General features: G+C 60.5%; 12 protein-coding genes and 1 tRNA gene. 9 read left to right on the top strand and 4 right to left on the bottom strand.

Going from position 1 to position 13,673, the window contains the following annotated elements; translation table 11 throughout:
• Positions 1-33: 33 nt before the first annotated feature.
• From IHQ71_RS19500 to IHQ71_RS19490, 3 genes are all read right to left on the bottom strand, one after another.
• Positions 34-780 carry a DUF4145 domain-containing protein gene (locus IHQ71_RS19500; protein ID WP_258158097.1) on the bottom strand — a complete coding sequence of 249 codons (747 nt, stop codon included), beginning with the start codon at positions 778-780 and terminating at the stop codon, positions 34-36.
• A 151-nt stretch (positions 781-931) separates the two neighbouring features.
• Positions 932-1,966, bottom strand: coding sequence for a DUF2793 domain-containing protein (locus tag IHQ71_RS19495; RefSeq protein ID WP_258158096.1), 1,035 nt, complete (start codon positions 1,964-1,966; stop codon positions 932-934).
• Between the two features lie 157 nt (positions 1,967-2,123).
• The gene (locus IHQ71_RS19490; protein ID WP_201657174.1) at positions 2,124-2,399 is read right to left on the bottom strand and encodes a DUF1153 domain-containing protein; all 276 of its coding nucleotides are present in this window, start codon (positions 2,397-2,399) and stop codon (positions 2,124-2,126) included.
• 239 nt (positions 2,400-2,638) lie between these two features.
• On the opposite strand from IHQ71_RS19490, the gene mnmA reads away from it, so the two are divergent.
• The 3 genes from mnmA to IHQ71_RS19475 all read left to right on the top strand — a co-directional run bounded on the left by mnmA (position 2,639) and on the right by IHQ71_RS19475 (position 4,981).
• Positions 2,639-3,835 carry a tRNA 2-thiouridine(34) synthase MnmA gene (mnmA, locus tag IHQ71_RS19485; protein ID WP_258158095.1) on the top strand — a complete coding sequence of 399 codons (1,197 nt, stop codon included), beginning with the start codon at positions 2,639-2,641 and terminating at the stop codon, positions 3,833-3,835.
• A gap of 111 nt (positions 3,836-3,946) precedes the next feature.
• Positions 3,947-4,023: transfer RNA gene (locus IHQ71_RS19480), tRNA-Met, on the top strand.
• A gap of 196 nt (positions 4,024-4,219) precedes the next feature.
• Positions 4,220-4,981 carry a class I SAM-dependent methyltransferase gene (locus IHQ71_RS19475; RefSeq protein WP_258158094.1) on the top strand — a complete coding sequence of 254 codons (762 nt, stop codon included), beginning with the start codon at positions 4,220-4,222 and terminating at the stop codon, positions 4,979-4,981.
• Between the two features lie 120 nt (positions 4,982-5,101).
• Here the strand turns inward: IHQ71_RS19475 and IHQ71_RS19470 are convergent, their stop codons facing one another.
• Positions 5,102-5,323 carry a hypothetical protein gene (locus IHQ71_RS19470; protein ID WP_258158093.1) on the bottom strand — a complete coding sequence of 74 codons (222 nt, stop codon included), beginning with the start codon at positions 5,321-5,323 and terminating at the stop codon, positions 5,102-5,104.
• A gap of 427 nt (positions 5,324-5,750) precedes the next feature.
• On the opposite strand from IHQ71_RS19470, the gene IHQ71_RS19465 reads away from it, so the two are divergent.
• The 6 genes from IHQ71_RS19465 to IHQ71_RS19440 are packed head-to-tail and all read left to right on the top strand — an operon-like array spanning position 5,751 to position 13,667.
• A complete protein-coding gene (locus tag IHQ71_RS19465) occupies positions 5,751-5,840 on the top strand; it encodes a K(+)-transporting ATPase subunit F (RefSeq protein WP_258158092.1) in 90 nt (29 codons plus the stop codon).
• Between the two features lie 30 nt (positions 5,841-5,870).
• The gene (gene kdpA, locus IHQ71_RS19460; protein WP_258158091.1) at positions 5,871-7,574 is read left to right on the top strand and encodes a potassium-transporting ATPase subunit KdpA; all 1,704 of its coding nucleotides are present in this window, start codon (positions 5,871-5,873) and stop codon (positions 7,572-7,574) included.
• Positions 7,575-7,593: 19 nt separating this feature from the next.
• Positions 7,594-9,654, top strand: coding sequence for a potassium-transporting ATPase subunit KdpB (gene kdpB, locus IHQ71_RS19455; protein WP_258158090.1), 2,061 nt, complete (start codon positions 7,594-7,596; stop codon positions 9,652-9,654).
• A gap of 12 nt (positions 9,655-9,666) precedes the next feature.
• Positions 9,667-10,236, top strand: a complete 570-nt coding sequence (gene kdpC, locus IHQ71_RS19450) for a potassium-transporting ATPase subunit KdpC (RefSeq protein ID WP_258158089.1) — start codon at positions 9,667-9,669, stop codon at positions 10,234-10,236.
• 30 nt (positions 10,237-10,266) lie between these two features.
• The gene (locus IHQ71_RS19445; protein ID WP_258158088.1) at positions 10,267-12,972 is read left to right on the top strand and encodes a sensor histidine kinase KdpD; all 2,706 of its coding nucleotides are present in this window, start codon (positions 10,267-10,269) and stop codon (positions 12,970-12,972) included.
• Positions 12,969-13,667 carry a response regulator gene (locus tag IHQ71_RS19440; protein WP_258158087.1) on the top strand — a complete coding sequence of 233 codons (699 nt, stop codon included), beginning with the start codon at positions 12,969-12,971 and terminating at the stop codon, positions 13,665-13,667. Before IHQ71_RS19445 ends, IHQ71_RS19440 begins: the two co-directional genes overlap by 4 nt.
• The last annotated feature ends 6 nt before the right edge of the window (positions 13,668-13,673 follow it).

Here is a 13,673-nt window from a genome sequence, read left to right as displayed (position 1 = left end):
CGGTAAGTTAAGTGCGCGTGATCTCTCCATCCTCTAGCTTTGCTCGGACACCAGCAGCAGGTTGCCTTCGTCGTCAATCTCTCCACGGCGACAAGATACTTCAAAGGGAATCGTGATGAAGTACCGAAGGAACGCTTCTGTAAAGCCACGCATCGGCTTGAGGTCGTCCATAGTAACACCTTCAGGTTCGTGCGCGCCGTCATTTCCGATCAACCGAATTTGATCGGCCCACTCCTTCATCGAGGGAGGTAGAAGCCCCTTGCCTGCGAGCTTGGAGATCCTTACGGCGAGCAATCCGGTGATTTCGGGATGTTTCTCTCGGATTGCGACGTCAATTGCGCGTCTATAAAGCATCGCAGCGGCATCTTCGCCATCAGGCGTTGAGAAGTTTCTCTCAGCAGAGCGATATGTTTTTGCAACATTTTCTGACAGATGGTCAGGAATGGCTGATTCCGTAACGGTCGGCCATGATTCCAAGACTGCATAGCCCAACGATCTTACATTGCCTTCTCCTAAGAGCACGTTTTTCGTGCTCTCCGTTGTCGACTTGTAATAATTTTTGGGCATCTTTTGTGAAGGGCGGAGTACGGCACTAACCGGCTTGAAGCAGACTTGACAGATCGCTGAAACGCTAATGTCCCAAGAAAATACTTCTCCACCTTGACTTCTATCAATGCCATGAGAAATAGCAGCCTCATACGGAAAGCTTCGCACGCCGAACAACGGCATTCCACTTTTAGCGGTAAGGCAATGAGGGCAGGTTAATACGAGGAGTGCCATGTGTCTGTTCCAAATCGGGTAGTTTAATCAATCCTCTATTTTTGTTGAATGCAACAAGTGGATTCTTTAGTAGTGGGCGAGGGGATCAAAAATGGCTGTTAGTCCCCTCGTAGAGGTTCAGGCTTCTGTCCTTTAAAGGGACGTATCAATCTCACATCAACGCCATCACCAACTCCGTCTTGCCATAGCCGAACTGGAATTCCGCCGTGCCCGTATGATGCAGCGCGATCCAGTCTCCCGCCGTGAGATAAGCGAGCGATGTCGCCGACTGGCTGTAGCTCTGCGAGCCTGTATCGCTATCGCGTACGGTCAGAAGATTGGTCGCACCGTTCTGCTGGACCGCCACCGAGTAACTCGCCGCGGCAAACGAGGATACGTTGAGCGTGATCATGTAGAAGCCGGTCACCGGCACCGTCAGCCGGCTGCCGACGCCTGATGTCACGGTCGCGCCGAGCGCAAATCCGCCCTGGTTGAGATGCAGCGTGCCGAAGCCGGTGCGGGTGTTGTTGGCCGGCGTCAGTGCGGTTTCGCCATAGGAGGCGCGCACCAGCGGCCGGCCGGGCATCAGCAGGGCGCCGCTGGCGCTGGTCTTTAGCGCGGTTGCCCATGCAGAGCCATCGGCGGAGACCTTGATCTCGAAATCGTCCGAGCCGGAAAGCCCCATCTCGGCGCGGCCGGAAAAGCCGGTCTGGAACATCAGCGATCCGGTATCGCCGGCGTCGGCCTTGTTGATCTTCAACTGATGGCCGGCACCGGCGTGATTGAGCAGCGTCGCGGCGGCGGAGACAACGAGCCGGTTGGTCGCATCCGCCGAGGCATTAATCCCGATTTGGGAAATTTCGCTCTCGGTCAGCAGGTCCACCCAGGCAGTTCCGGTCCAGATCCTCTGCCGGGATGCATTCTCGAACCATCCAACCCAGCCCGAACGCGGCGTGAGATAGATCCAGGTGCCGTCCTCGAACAGCGCGATCTTGCCCGCCTTGCCGGTCCATGCGCCCGTCGGCGCGCTGCCGACCGCGTGGCATGCGCCTTCGGCCGGCGACGATGGCGGCGTGTTGGTTTCGGATTGCACGACCAATTGCACCAGCCCGTCGAGGCGGCGCAGCGCCTCATTGTGGGTTACATGCTTCTGGGCCTGGGAAGACAGAATATAGGGGAGGGAAAGATTGACCGTTTGTTCCGACATGAAATGCTCCTTGGAAAATCGATAATGAAAAGGCTTGGGTCGCCATCGATCATTATCGGGCCTGTTTCGAGCGTGTGGAAAATTTTCTATAAGCCTATGATTCAAAACGAAAAAGGCCGGGTAAAACCCGGCCCTCGATATGATCTCGGAAATAAGCTTAGTGGCGGTATTGCTGGATTCGCGTGGTGCGCAGGCCGGCCAGGCCATGGTCGGAAATTGAGCTTTGCCATGACAGGAATTCCTCCACTGTCAGCGTATAGCGATCGCATGCCTCTTCGAGGCTCAAGAGACCGCCACGCACCGCCGCGACAACTTCAGCCTTGCGGCGGATCACCCAGCGCCTGGTATTTGCCGGGGGCAGATCGGCGATAGTTAGTGGACTGCCATCGGGGCCGATGACATATTTAACACGTGGACGAATTGCTTCGGTCATTTGGACTCTCTACACAAACAAAGACCATATGCAGCGACTTTACGGTGTCACATTTAAAAATTGCCTAAACACTGGGAAAGAATTTTACGAAAAGCCTTTTGAAAACAAAATTCTGCCGGAATCGACTCGCCAATCCGCTGAAAACCTTGGCTTGTCCTGCCTGACATAACTACCTATATCCACCCTGAATTTCATGCTAAGCATGGCCCGATCCCTGTAGTGCAATAAGAAAACTGCCCGTGAACAGCCTCGATTTCGACAAGCGTCCAGAAGATACCCGCGTGGTTGTCGCCATGTCGGGTGGTGTCGATTCCTCCGTCGTCGCCGGTCTTCTGAAGCAAGAGGGCTATGATGTCATCGGCATCACGCTGCAGCTTTACGATCATGGCGCGGCCGTGCATCGCGCCGGCTCCTGCTGCGCCGGCCAGGATATCGATGATGCGCGCCGCGTCTGCGAGACGCTCGGCATTCCCCATTACGTGCTCGATTACGAACGCCGCTTCCGCGATGCGGTGATCAATCCGTTCATGGAGAGCTATGTCGCGGGCGAAACGCCGATCCCGTGCGTCGCCTGCAACCAGACCGTCAAGTTCGCCGACCTGCTGGTCACCGCCAAGGAACTCGGCGCCGATGCATTGGCGACCGGCCACTATATCCGCTCGCGCCCCGCACCGACGGCAGGCCATCCGGAACGCCGGGCGCTCTTCCGTCCCGTCGATGCCGAACGCGACCAGAGCTACTTCCTGTTTGCCACCACGCAGGAGCAGATCGATTACCTTCGCTTCCCGCTCGGCGGCATGTCCAAGGCCGAAGTTCGCGCGCATGCGGCCGAGATGGGTCTTGTCGTCGCCGAGAAGGCCGACAGCCAGGACATCTGTTTCGTGCCGCATGGCAAATATTCCGATGTCATCAACAAGCTGCGGCCCGATGCGGCGCTGGGTGGCGAGATCGTGCATCTCGATGGCCGCGTGCTCGGCCGGCACGATGGCATCCTGCATTTCACCATCGGCCAGCGCCGCGGAATCGGCATCGCCGTCGGCGAGCCGCTCTATGTCGTGCATCTCGATGCCCGCTCGAAGCGGGTCATCGTCGGGCCGAAGGAAGCGCTCGATACGCACCGGCTCTATCTCCGAGACGTCAACTGGCTGGGCGACGGCGATATCAGCGAGATGGCCGGGAACGGCATGGATTGCTTCGCCAAGGTCCGCTCGACGCGCCCGCCGAAGGAGGCACGCCTGTTCGCTGACGCCAGCGGCATCTATGTCGAGCTCGAAGAAGGCGAGGCGGGTGTCGCACCCGGCCAGGCCTGCGCGCTCTATTCCGCGCCCGGCGAGGACGCCCGCGTCTATGGCGGCGGCTTCATCGCGCGTTCCGAAAAGGACGTGACGGCCGAACGACTGCTCAAGGAACTGCTTTCCACGCATGTCGCGGCATAGTCCCTGTCAACGGTTTTCACCCCCGGAATTTACCCGATAGCGCTTGACAGAACGGGAAGCCCCGACTTATAAGCCGCCCGTCTGGCCGGGCACCGTTCCCGGATCGGCCATGGCGGGATAGCTCAGTTGGTTAGAGCGTGGGACTCATAACCCCAAGGTCGGCAGTTCAACTCTGCCTCCCGCTACCAAAAATCAGCCGAAAAGCCGAAAGTTCCGGCCCAGGGATGGTGCTGGCCCATCCTTTGAGATCACAGCGTATTCCTCACGCGGCTGAGCGACGTCATTGCTCCTCGGTAACGCTCTTCTGAAAACAACACTTACATCAAGCCCACCCTCACGTATAACATCGCACTTCCAGACTACAATCTGCGACGGTGGGGATAAATGTACAGCGCGAGAGAAGTAGAAACAGAACTCGGCGATCTTGCGCCGCAAATTTCCGACGCCGCTCGCGAAACTCTCGTTCGAATGTACTCATCCAGTGCTCTTGATGGCACTGAGGAAAAAGCAAGAACCATTGGGCAGGAGAAGATAAGTATCCTTCAGGGATCTGAACTGAACAGGATCCTCAAGGATATCAAAGCCGCGAAAACGCTCGAGATCGGCTTTGCATATGGGTTCTCGACCATTTGGCTGTTGGATGCTGTTGCGGCGCATGGCGGCACACACAACGCGATCGATCCGTTTGAAAAGAGAAGATGGGGTGGCGTCGGTCTATACCAGGTCAACCAGACAACCGGCTTTGACAAACTGTTCAAGTGGCATGAGGCGTTTTCAATTCACGCACTCAGCGATTTCATACGATCCGGCGATACGCTTGACGCGGTGTTCATCGATGGAAATCATCGTTTTGATGATGTGGTCGTCGACTTCTATCTTGCGGATCAGGTTCTCAGAGTTGGCGGCATCATGGCGTTTGATGACCTGTGGATGGATTCCGTTAAGAGCGTGGCTTCATTCGTTGCATTGAACAGGCATTATGAACTGGTGCCGCAGCGCGCGAGCACCATGGCTGCGTTCAGAAAGATTGCCGACGATGATAGGCTTTGGGATCACTACGTCCCGTTTGAGACAACGCACAACGACGGCCAAGGAAGCCGGGTGCGTCAGTTGGCTCGCTATCTGAAAAGGCGATTCCTTGGCTGAGCATCTCGTTCTCGGCAGGCTACTGTGCCGACCTTGGTATCGCAGAATCTAATCGACGCGCCCTAGAGATTTTCCAGGAATGAAGAGCCGGGTTCAATAAACCTCGGCGATCCCAATGCCTCAATTCGCCGCCGCGAACAGCAATTGCAGCAGGCTGATCGCGAAGATCGTTCCCACCGTCATGAAGCCGACGATCAGGATGGCTGAAAACAACGAATGCCCGTTGGTTGCCTGCTGCTTGCCGGATTGTTGCTGCCTGCCCAGGCTGCGGCTGATCAGGTGATAGACAAAGGCGAGCCGGGCGGTCGTCGACGGCAAGCTGGCGTTTCGCGGATTGTTCATGGCTCTCACTCATCGCAGTTGATGTCATGAGAAAGGTAGCCCTTATCGCATAGGCTTTCGATTGGGATGCCGGTGCAAAGATGTAAAGAAACCATCAGGATTTCCTTATGCGCCGATGGCTCCGCGAACGCCCGCCGGCGTTTCACCTATAGGATTTTTATATCTTTCCCAGGCCGGCAATCTCGAACCTTAATGGGGTTCGGGAGCATATGAGTTCCGATACCGGAAGACCGCGGGTCATCTCGCTTTGCCGTCAGGCACACCTGATCTCCTTGTCAAAGACGCGGGCCTTCGCGGGCAACACCAGAACTCGGCTTTCAAACAGGAGTGACCGATATGGACATCGTACTTGTGGGCGGCGCAATCGCGCTTTTCGCGCTGGCCTTCGCCTACACCAAAATCTGCAACGACATTTGAGGAGGCGGGAATGCTGATCGACTACATGCTCGCAGGCGCGACGACGCTCTTCCTGCTCGTTTACCTGACCTATGCGCTCGTGCGTCCCGAACGCTTCTGAGCCGCCTGTCAAATTTCGAAAGCAACCAACATGAACCTCAACGGATGGATACAGATCCTTATTTTCTGCGGGATCGTCATTGCCCTCGTCAAACCGCTCGGCTTCTACATGACGCGCGTCTTCACAGGCGAACGGACATTTCTGTCGCCCATCCTCTCGCCCTTCGAGAGGCTCATCTACAAGCTCGCCGGGGCAAATGAGAAGGACGAGCAGCATTGGACAGCCTATGCCGTGGCGATGCTGCTCTTCAATCTCGCCGGCTTCATCCTGCTCTATCTCATGATGCGGCTGCAGGGAGCGCTTCCGCTCAACCCGGCCGGCATGGTGGCGGTGCCACCCGAGCTCACATTCAACACCGCGATCAGCTTCGTCACCAACACCAACTGGCAGAACTATGGCGGCGAAAGCACCATGTCCTACCTGGTGCAGATGATGGGCCTCACGGTACAGAACTTCCTGTCCGCAGCGACCGGCATCGCGATCTCGATCGCGCTGATCCGCGGCTTCTCCAGGGCATCGGGCAAATCGGTGGGCAATTTCTGGGTCGATATGACCCGCGCCAATCTCTATGTCCTGCTGCCGCTCTCAATCGTGCTGACGCTGGTCTATGTCTATCTCGGCGTGCCCCAGACCCTCGGTGCTTACATCAATGCCACCACGCTTGAAGGCGCTCAGCAGACCATCGCGGTCGGCCCGGTCGCCTCGCAGCTCGCCATCAAGATGCTCGGCACCAATGGCGGCGGCTTCTTCAATGCCAATTCCGCCCATCCCTTCGAAAATCCCGATGCGATCTCGAACCTCATCCAGATGGTTTCGATCTTCGCGATCGGTGCGGCATTGACCAACGTTTTCGGCCGCATGGTCGGCAACCAGAAGCAGGGCTGGGCGATCTTCGCCACGATGGGTCTGCTCTTCGTCGCCGGCGTCGTCGTCACCTACTGGGCGGAAGCTGCGGGCAATCCGCTGGTTCACGCTCTCGGTATCGATGGTGCCAACATGGAAGGCAAGGAAGTCCGCTTCGGCATCGTGCTCTCTTCGCTGTTCGCCGTCATCACCACCGCCGCATCCTGCGGCGCGGTCAATGCCATGCATGACAGTTTCACCGCACTCGGCGGCATGATCCCGCTCATCAACATGCAACTCGGCGAAGTCATCATCGGCGGCGTCGGCGCGGGCTTCTATGGCATCGTGATGTTCGTCGTGATCACAGTCTTCGTCGCCGGCCTGATGGTCGGCCGCACGCCGGAATATCTCGGCAAGAAGATCGAGGCGAAGGAGGTGAAGATGGCCATGCTCGCAGTGCTCTGCCTGCCGCTCGCCATGCTCACCTTCACCGCGATCAGCGTCGTCATGCCCTCGGCCGTCGCATCGATCGCCAATCCCGGCCCGAGAGGGTTCTCCGAAATCCTCTATGCCTATACGTCGGCCGCGGCCAACAACGGTTCCGCCTTTGGCGGCCTGACCGGCAACACGCCCTGGTACAACGTCACGCTCGGCATCGCGATGTTCATGGGCCGGTTCCTGGTGATCATTCCGGCACTCGCCATTGCAGGCTCGCTCGCCGCGAAGAAGACCGTGCCCGCTTCATCAGGCACCTTCCCGACCGATGGCACGCTGTTCGTCGGCCTGCTCTTCGGCGTGATCCTGATCGTCGGCGGCCTCACCTTCTTCCCGGCGCTCGCCGTCGGTCCGATCGTCGAGCATCTCGCCACGGCGCTCGGACAGACATTCTAATTCCCGGAGTCTCAAGACTATGAGCAATCTCAAATCCGCGAGCATTTTCGATGCCCACATCCTCGTGCCCGCCATAGGTGGTGCGTTCAAGAAACTAGACCCTCGCACATTGGCGAAAAATCCCGTCATGTTCGTGGTAGCGGTCGTCTCCACGCTGACCACGGTTCTCTTCCTCAAGGATCTCGCGACCGGCGGGCCCGATCTGGCATTTTCGTTTCAGATCAACATCTGGCTGTGGTTCACGGTGCTCTTTGCGAATTTCGCCGAGGCCGTGGCCGAGGGACGGGGCAAGGCGCAGGCGGATTCACTTCGCCGGGCGCGCACCGAAACCCAGGCCAAGCTGCTGACCGGCCATGATCGCACGCAGTATAGGATGGTGCCCGGCACCGGCCTCAAGGTCGGCGATGTCGTGATCGTCGAAGCCGGCGACATCATCCCGTCCGATGGCGAGGTGATCGAAGGCATCGCCTCGGTCAACGAAGCGGCGATCACCGGCGAATCCGCCCCCGTGATCCGTGAATCGGGCGGCGACCGCTCGGCCGTCACCGGCGGCACCCAGGTGCTGTCGGACTGGATCCGCGTGCGGATCACGGCTGCTGCCGGCTCGACCTTCATCGACCGGATGATCGCGCTGGTCGAAGGCGCCGAACGCCAGAAGACGCCGAACGAGATCGCGCTCAATATCCTGCTCGCCGGCATGACGCTGATCTTCGTGCTCGCGACGGCCACCATACCGAGCTTCGCCAGCTATGCCGGCGGCTCGATCCCGATCATCGTGCTCGTCGCGTTGTTCGTAACGCTGATCCCGACGACGATCGGCGCGCTTCTCTCTGCCATCGGCATTGCCGGCATGGATCGCCTGGTTCGCTTCAACGTGCTTGCCATGTCCGGCCGCGCGGTGGAAGCTGCAGGCGACGTCGATACGCTGCTGCTCGACAAAACAGGCACGATCACCCTCGGCAACCGCCAGGCGACGAGCTTCCGGGCGGTGCGTGGCGTGACCGAACAGGAACTCGCGGATGCCTCGCAGCTTGCCTCGCTTGCGGACGAAACGCCGGAAGGCCGCTCGATCGTCGTGCTCGCCAAGGAGAAATATGGCATCCGCGCCCGTGATATGGGCGCGCTGCAGGCAACCTTCGTGCCGTTCACGGCCCAGAGCCGCATGAGCGGCGTCGATCTCGAGGGTTCCTCTGTGCGCAAGGGTGCTGTGGACGCGGTGCTGAACTATCTCGCCACGTCGCACGCGAATACGACGGATCCGCAGACGATCCGCGAGGCGCAGTCGATCAGCGACGAGATCGCGAAATCCGGTGGCACGCCCTTGGCTGTCGCCCGTGATGGCCGGCTGCTCGGCATTGTCCAGCTCAAGGACATCGTCAAGGGCGGTATCCGCGAGCGCTTTGCCGAACTTCGCCGCATGGGCATCCGCACGGTGATGATCACCGGCGACAACCCGATGACGGCCGCCGCGATCGCCGCCGAAGCCGGCGTCGATGATTTCCTTGCCCAGGCGACGCCGGAGAACAAGCTCACGCTGATCCGCGAGGAGCAGGCCAAGGGCAAGCTGGTCGCCATGTGCGGCGACGGCACCAACGATGCGCCGGCGCTCGCCCAGGCCGATGTCGGCGTGGCGATGAACACCGGCACGGTGGCGGCACGCGAAGCCGGCAACATGGTCGATCTCGACTCCGATCCGACCAAGCTCATCGAGATCGTCGAGATCGGCAAGCAATTGCTGATGACACGCGGCGCGCTGACCACCTTCTCGATCGCCAACGACATCGCCAAGTATTTCGCCATCATCCCGGCGATGTTCCTGGCCTTCTATCCGCAGCTTGGCGCGCTCAACGTCATGGGCCTCGCCACGCCGCAAAGCGCCATCCTCTCGGCGATCATCTTCAACGCGCTGATCATCGTGGCACTCATCCCGCTGTCGCTGAAGGGTGTCCGCTACCAGGCGGTCGGCGCCGGTGCGCTGCTCCGCCGCAACCTGCTGATCTACGGCCTCGGCGGCATCGTCGTCCCGTTTATCGGCATCAAGGCGATCGACCTCGTGATCACCACAATCGGTCTCGCATAAGGAACTCGAACCATGTTGAAACAACTCAGACCCGCGATCGTTATGATCGTCTTCTTCACCGCCTTCCTCGGACTCGCCTATCCGCTCGCCATGACCGGCCTGTCGCAGGCGATCTTTCCAACCCAAGCCAATGGCAGCCTGATCGAGAAGGACGGCAAGGTGATCGGCTCACAACTGATCGGCCAGATGTTCGCCTCGGACAAGTATTTCCACGGCCGTCCCTCGGCCGCCGGCGACGGCTACAATGCCGCAAGCTCAAGCGGCAGCAACCTCGCCCCGAACAACCCGAAATTGCTCGACCGGATGAAAGCCGACATCGAGAAGCTGAGGGCCGAGAACCCCACCGCGCCGGTGCCGATGGACCTCGTGACCACGTCGGGCAGCGGCCTCGACCCGCACATCTCGCCGGAAGCAGCCTATTTCCAGTTGCCGCGCATCGCCAAGGCGCGCGGCGTGGACGAGGCAAAGCTCCGCACGCTGGTCGAGCAGCATGTCGAAGGCCGGGAGGTCGGCCTGTTCGGGGAATCTGTGGTAAACGTGCTCAAGCTCAACATCGCGCTGGATTCATTGGCGTCCAGCTGATTGGTGTGAATGCGCGACGGGAATTGACGCATGCCTGACGATAGAAGTGAGCAAGGTACCAGGCCCAATCCGGACGCCTTGCTCGAACATGCCGAACGGGAAACACGTGGCCGCTTCAAGATCTTTCTTGGAGCGGCGCCCGGCGTCGGCAAGACCTATGAAATGCTGCTGTCCGGCCATGCCCGCAAGGCCGATGGCGTGGATGTGGTGGTCGGCATCGTCGAGACGCACGGTCGGCGCGAAACCCAGGCGCTGGTCGAGGGGCTCGAAGTCGTGCCGCGCCGGATAGTGGACTATAAGGGCCGCGGCCTGGAAGAGATGGATATCGACGCCATTCTCGCGCGCCGCCCCGGCCTGGTGCTGGTCGATGAACTGGCCCATACCAATGCGCCGGGCAGCCGCCATCCGAAGCGCTATCTCGATGTGCAGGAACTGCTGGCCCAGGGCATCGATGTCTATTCGACGCTCAACATCCAGCATGTCGAGAGCCTCAATGATGTGGTGGCGCAGATCACCCGCATCACCGTCCGCGAAACGGTGCCCGATTCGATCATCGACCGCGCCGACGACATCGAGATCATCGACATCACGCCGGACGACCTGATCAAGAGGCTCAGGGACGGCAAGGTCTATATCCCGAAAACCGCCGAGCGCGCCGTCGATAACTACTTCTCGCCCGGCAACCTGACGGCGCTGCGCGAACTGGCACTGCGCCGCACGGCCCAGCGCGTCGATGACCAGTTGCTCAACCACATGCAGGCGCATGCGATCTCCGGGCCGTGGCCGGCGGGAGACCGGGTGCTGGTCTGCATCGATCACGGGGAGAATGGCTCGGCGCTGGTGCGGCAGGCCAAGCGGCTCGCCGACCGCCTGCGCGCGCCTTGGGCGGTGCTGTCCATCGAGACGCCCCGGCTCGCAGCGATAAGCGAGGCCGACAAGGACCGACTGGCCGCGAGCATGCGGCTGGCGGAGCAACTGGGCGGCGAGGCGGTCATCCTGCCCGGCCAGAACGTGGCGGCCGATATCATTCAATACGCGACCGCCAACAACTATACCCAGATCATCGTCGGCAAGCCGAAGAAACCGCTGTGGCGCGAACTGGTGCAGGGCTCGGTCACGCATGCGCTGATCCGTTATGCCGGCGAGATCAGCGTGCATGTGATTTCCACCCGGCGCGAGGAGAATGAACCACGGCGCGGCGTCGAAGCGGCGCCGCTGCCGAGCCAGTTCCGGTTCATGCCGTTCGCTGTCGGCGCTCTTCTCGTGGCGCTCGCGCTCGGCGCCGGCGTCCTGCTCGACGAGATCCTCGACGTCCAGAATCTGGCGCTCGTGTTCCTGATGGCGGTGCTGGCGACGGCCGTGCGTTCGGGGCTCTGGCCGGGGCTTTTCGCCAGCGTTCTCGGCGCACTCTGCTTCAATTTCTTCTTCCTCGAGCCACGCTATACGTTCACTGTCCGCGATCCCGAGAGCATCGTGGCACTGGCCTTCTTTCTCCTGGTCGCGGTGATCGCCAGCAACCTCACGGCCGCGGTGCAGAGACAGGCCGCTGCCGCCCGGCAGCGCGCGCGGACGGCGGAAGATCTTTATCTCTTCTCCAAGAAACTTGCCGGCACCGGCACGCTGGACGACGTGCTGTGGGCAACCGCTTTCCAGATCGCGTCGATGCTGAAACTGCGCGTCGTGATCCTTCTGCCGCAAGACGATACGATCGTCGTGCGCGCCGGCTATCCGCCGGACGATACGCTGGTCGATGCCGATATCGCCGCGGCGCGCTGGGCCTGGGAGCACAATCGCCCCGCCGGCCGGGCGGCCGATACGCTGCCGGGCGCAAAGCGGCTTTATCTGCCGCTCCGCACCAGCCGCAAGGCGGTGGGCGTGATCGGGCTCGACAACGACCGGCAGGGACCGCTGCTCAACACCGACCAGCAACGGCTGTTGGAAGCGCTCTCTGATCAAGCGGCGATAGCTATCGAGCGCGTCCAACTCGTCGCGGATGAGGACAAGGCCAAGCTCGCGGTCGAGACCGACAGGCTGCGCACCGCGCTCCTGACCTCGATCTCGCACGACCTGAAGACGCCGCTCGCGGCGATCCTCGGTGCCGCCGGCACGATGCGCGAATATGCCGAGGTTCTCGACAAGGATGCGCAACTGGAACTGATCGGCACCGTTGTCGATGAATCCGAGCGTCTCAACCGGTTCATCGTCAATCTACTGGACATGACCCGCATCGAATCCGGCGCCATGCAGCCGAACTCCGCGCTGCATTATGTCGGCGACATCGTCGGCACCGCGCTCGGCCGGGCTGCCAAGATCACGGCGCATCATCGTACCGAGATGGATGTGCCATCGGACCTGCCGATGGTACGGGTGGATCCGGTGCTGTTCGAGCAGGTGCTGTTCAATCTCATCGACAATGCCGCCAAATATGCGCCCGAGGACACGACGATCCACATAGCTGCGCGCGGCGAGAGCCAATCCGTCATATTGGAAATCACGGACGAGGGGCCCGGCATTCCACCAGAGGACCTGGAGCGGGTCTTCGACAGTTTCTACCGAGTGCGCAAGGGCGACACGGTGCGCGCCGGCACGGGATTGGGCCTGTCGATATCGCGCGGCTTCACCGAGGCGATGGGCGGCAGGATTGCCGCCGGCAACAGGCCCGGCGGGCGAGGGGCGGTCTTCACGATCACGCTGCCGGTGCCGATAGGACAGACGGATATTGGAGACCTTGAATGACGACGACGTCAGTGAAAATCCTGGTGGTCGATGACGAACCGCCGATCCGCAAGCTGCTGCGCGTCGGCCTGACGGCCCAGGGCTATCAGGTGATCGAGGCGCCGAGCGTGAAATTCGCGATCGAGGAAATGGCCAAGGACATGCCCGATCTCATCCTGCTCGATCTCGGCCTGCCCGGCATCAGCGGGCATGATGCTTTGCGGCAGTGGCGAAGCGAAGCGCTGGAATTGCCCATCATCATTCTCTCCAGCCGCACGGACGAGAAGGGAATCGTCGAGGCTCTGGAACTCGGCGCCGACGATTATGTCACCAAGCCGTTCGGCATGAACGAGCTCGGCGCCCGCATCCGCGTGGCACTTCGCCACCGGCTCGCGCAGCAGGGCGAGCGACCGGTATTCCGCACGGGCGATCTCTCGGTCGATCTGGTGAAACGGATCGTCCGCATCGGCGACAAGGACATCAAGCTCTCGCCCAAGGAATATGACATCCTCCGCGTCATGGTCCAGCATGCCGGCAAGGTGCTGACCCACCGCTACCTGCTCGACCAGGTTTGGAACGGCTCCACCGATGTCCAGTATCTCCGCGTTTACATGCGCCAGCTTCGCCAGAAAATCGAGAAGCATCCGGACCAGCCGGAATACCTGCTGACCGAGACCGGCGTCGGCTACCGGCTGCGCGAAGGCGAGCAGGCTTAATCCAAG

Source organism: Rhizobium sp. TH2 (genome assembly GCF_024707525.1).
Lineage (GTDB): Bacteria > Pseudomonadota > Alphaproteobacteria > Rhizobiales > Rhizobiaceae > Rhizobium_E.
This window is presented reverse-complemented; position numbering and strand designations above follow the sequence as displayed.

Coding starts and splice junctions, on each gene's coding strand:
- IHQ71_RS19495 (WP_258158096.1), bottom strand. CDS start 1,966: ATGTCGGAACAAACGGTCAATCTTTCCCTCCCCTATATTCTGTCTTCC.
- IHQ71_RS19470 (WP_258158093.1), bottom strand. CDS start 5,323: ATGAACAATCCGCGAAACGCCAGCTTGCCGTCGACGACCGCCCGGCTC.
- IHQ71_RS19500 (WP_258158097.1), bottom strand. CDS start 780: ATGGCACTCCTCGTATTAACCTGCCCTCATTGCCTTACCGCTAAAAGT.
- IHQ71_RS19475 (WP_258158094.1), top strand. CDS start 4,220: ATGTACAGCGCGAGAGAAGTAGAAACAGAACTCGGCGATCTTGCGCCG.
- kdpA (WP_258158091.1), top strand. CDS start 5,871: ATGAACCTCAACGGATGGATACAGATCCTTATTTTCTGCGGGATCGTC.
- IHQ71_RS19440 (WP_258158087.1), top strand. CDS start 12,969: ATGACGACGACGTCAGTGAAAATCCTGGTGGTCGATGACGAACCGCCG.
- IHQ71_RS19465 (WP_258158092.1), top strand. CDS start 5,751: ATGCTGATCGACTACATGCTCGCAGGCGCGACGACGCTCTTCCTGCTC.
- IHQ71_RS19490 (WP_201657174.1), bottom strand. CDS start 2,399: ATGACCGAAGCAATTCGTCCACGTGTTAAATATGTCATCGGCCCCGAT.
- kdpC (WP_258158089.1), top strand. CDS start 9,667: ATGTTGAAACAACTCAGACCCGCGATCGTTATGATCGTCTTCTTCACC.
- kdpB (WP_258158090.1), top strand. CDS start 7,594: ATGAGCAATCTCAAATCCGCGAGCATTTTCGATGCCCACATCCTCGTG.
- IHQ71_RS19445 (WP_258158088.1), top strand. CDS start 10,267: ATGCCTGACGATAGAAGTGAGCAAGGTACCAGGCCCAATCCGGACGCC.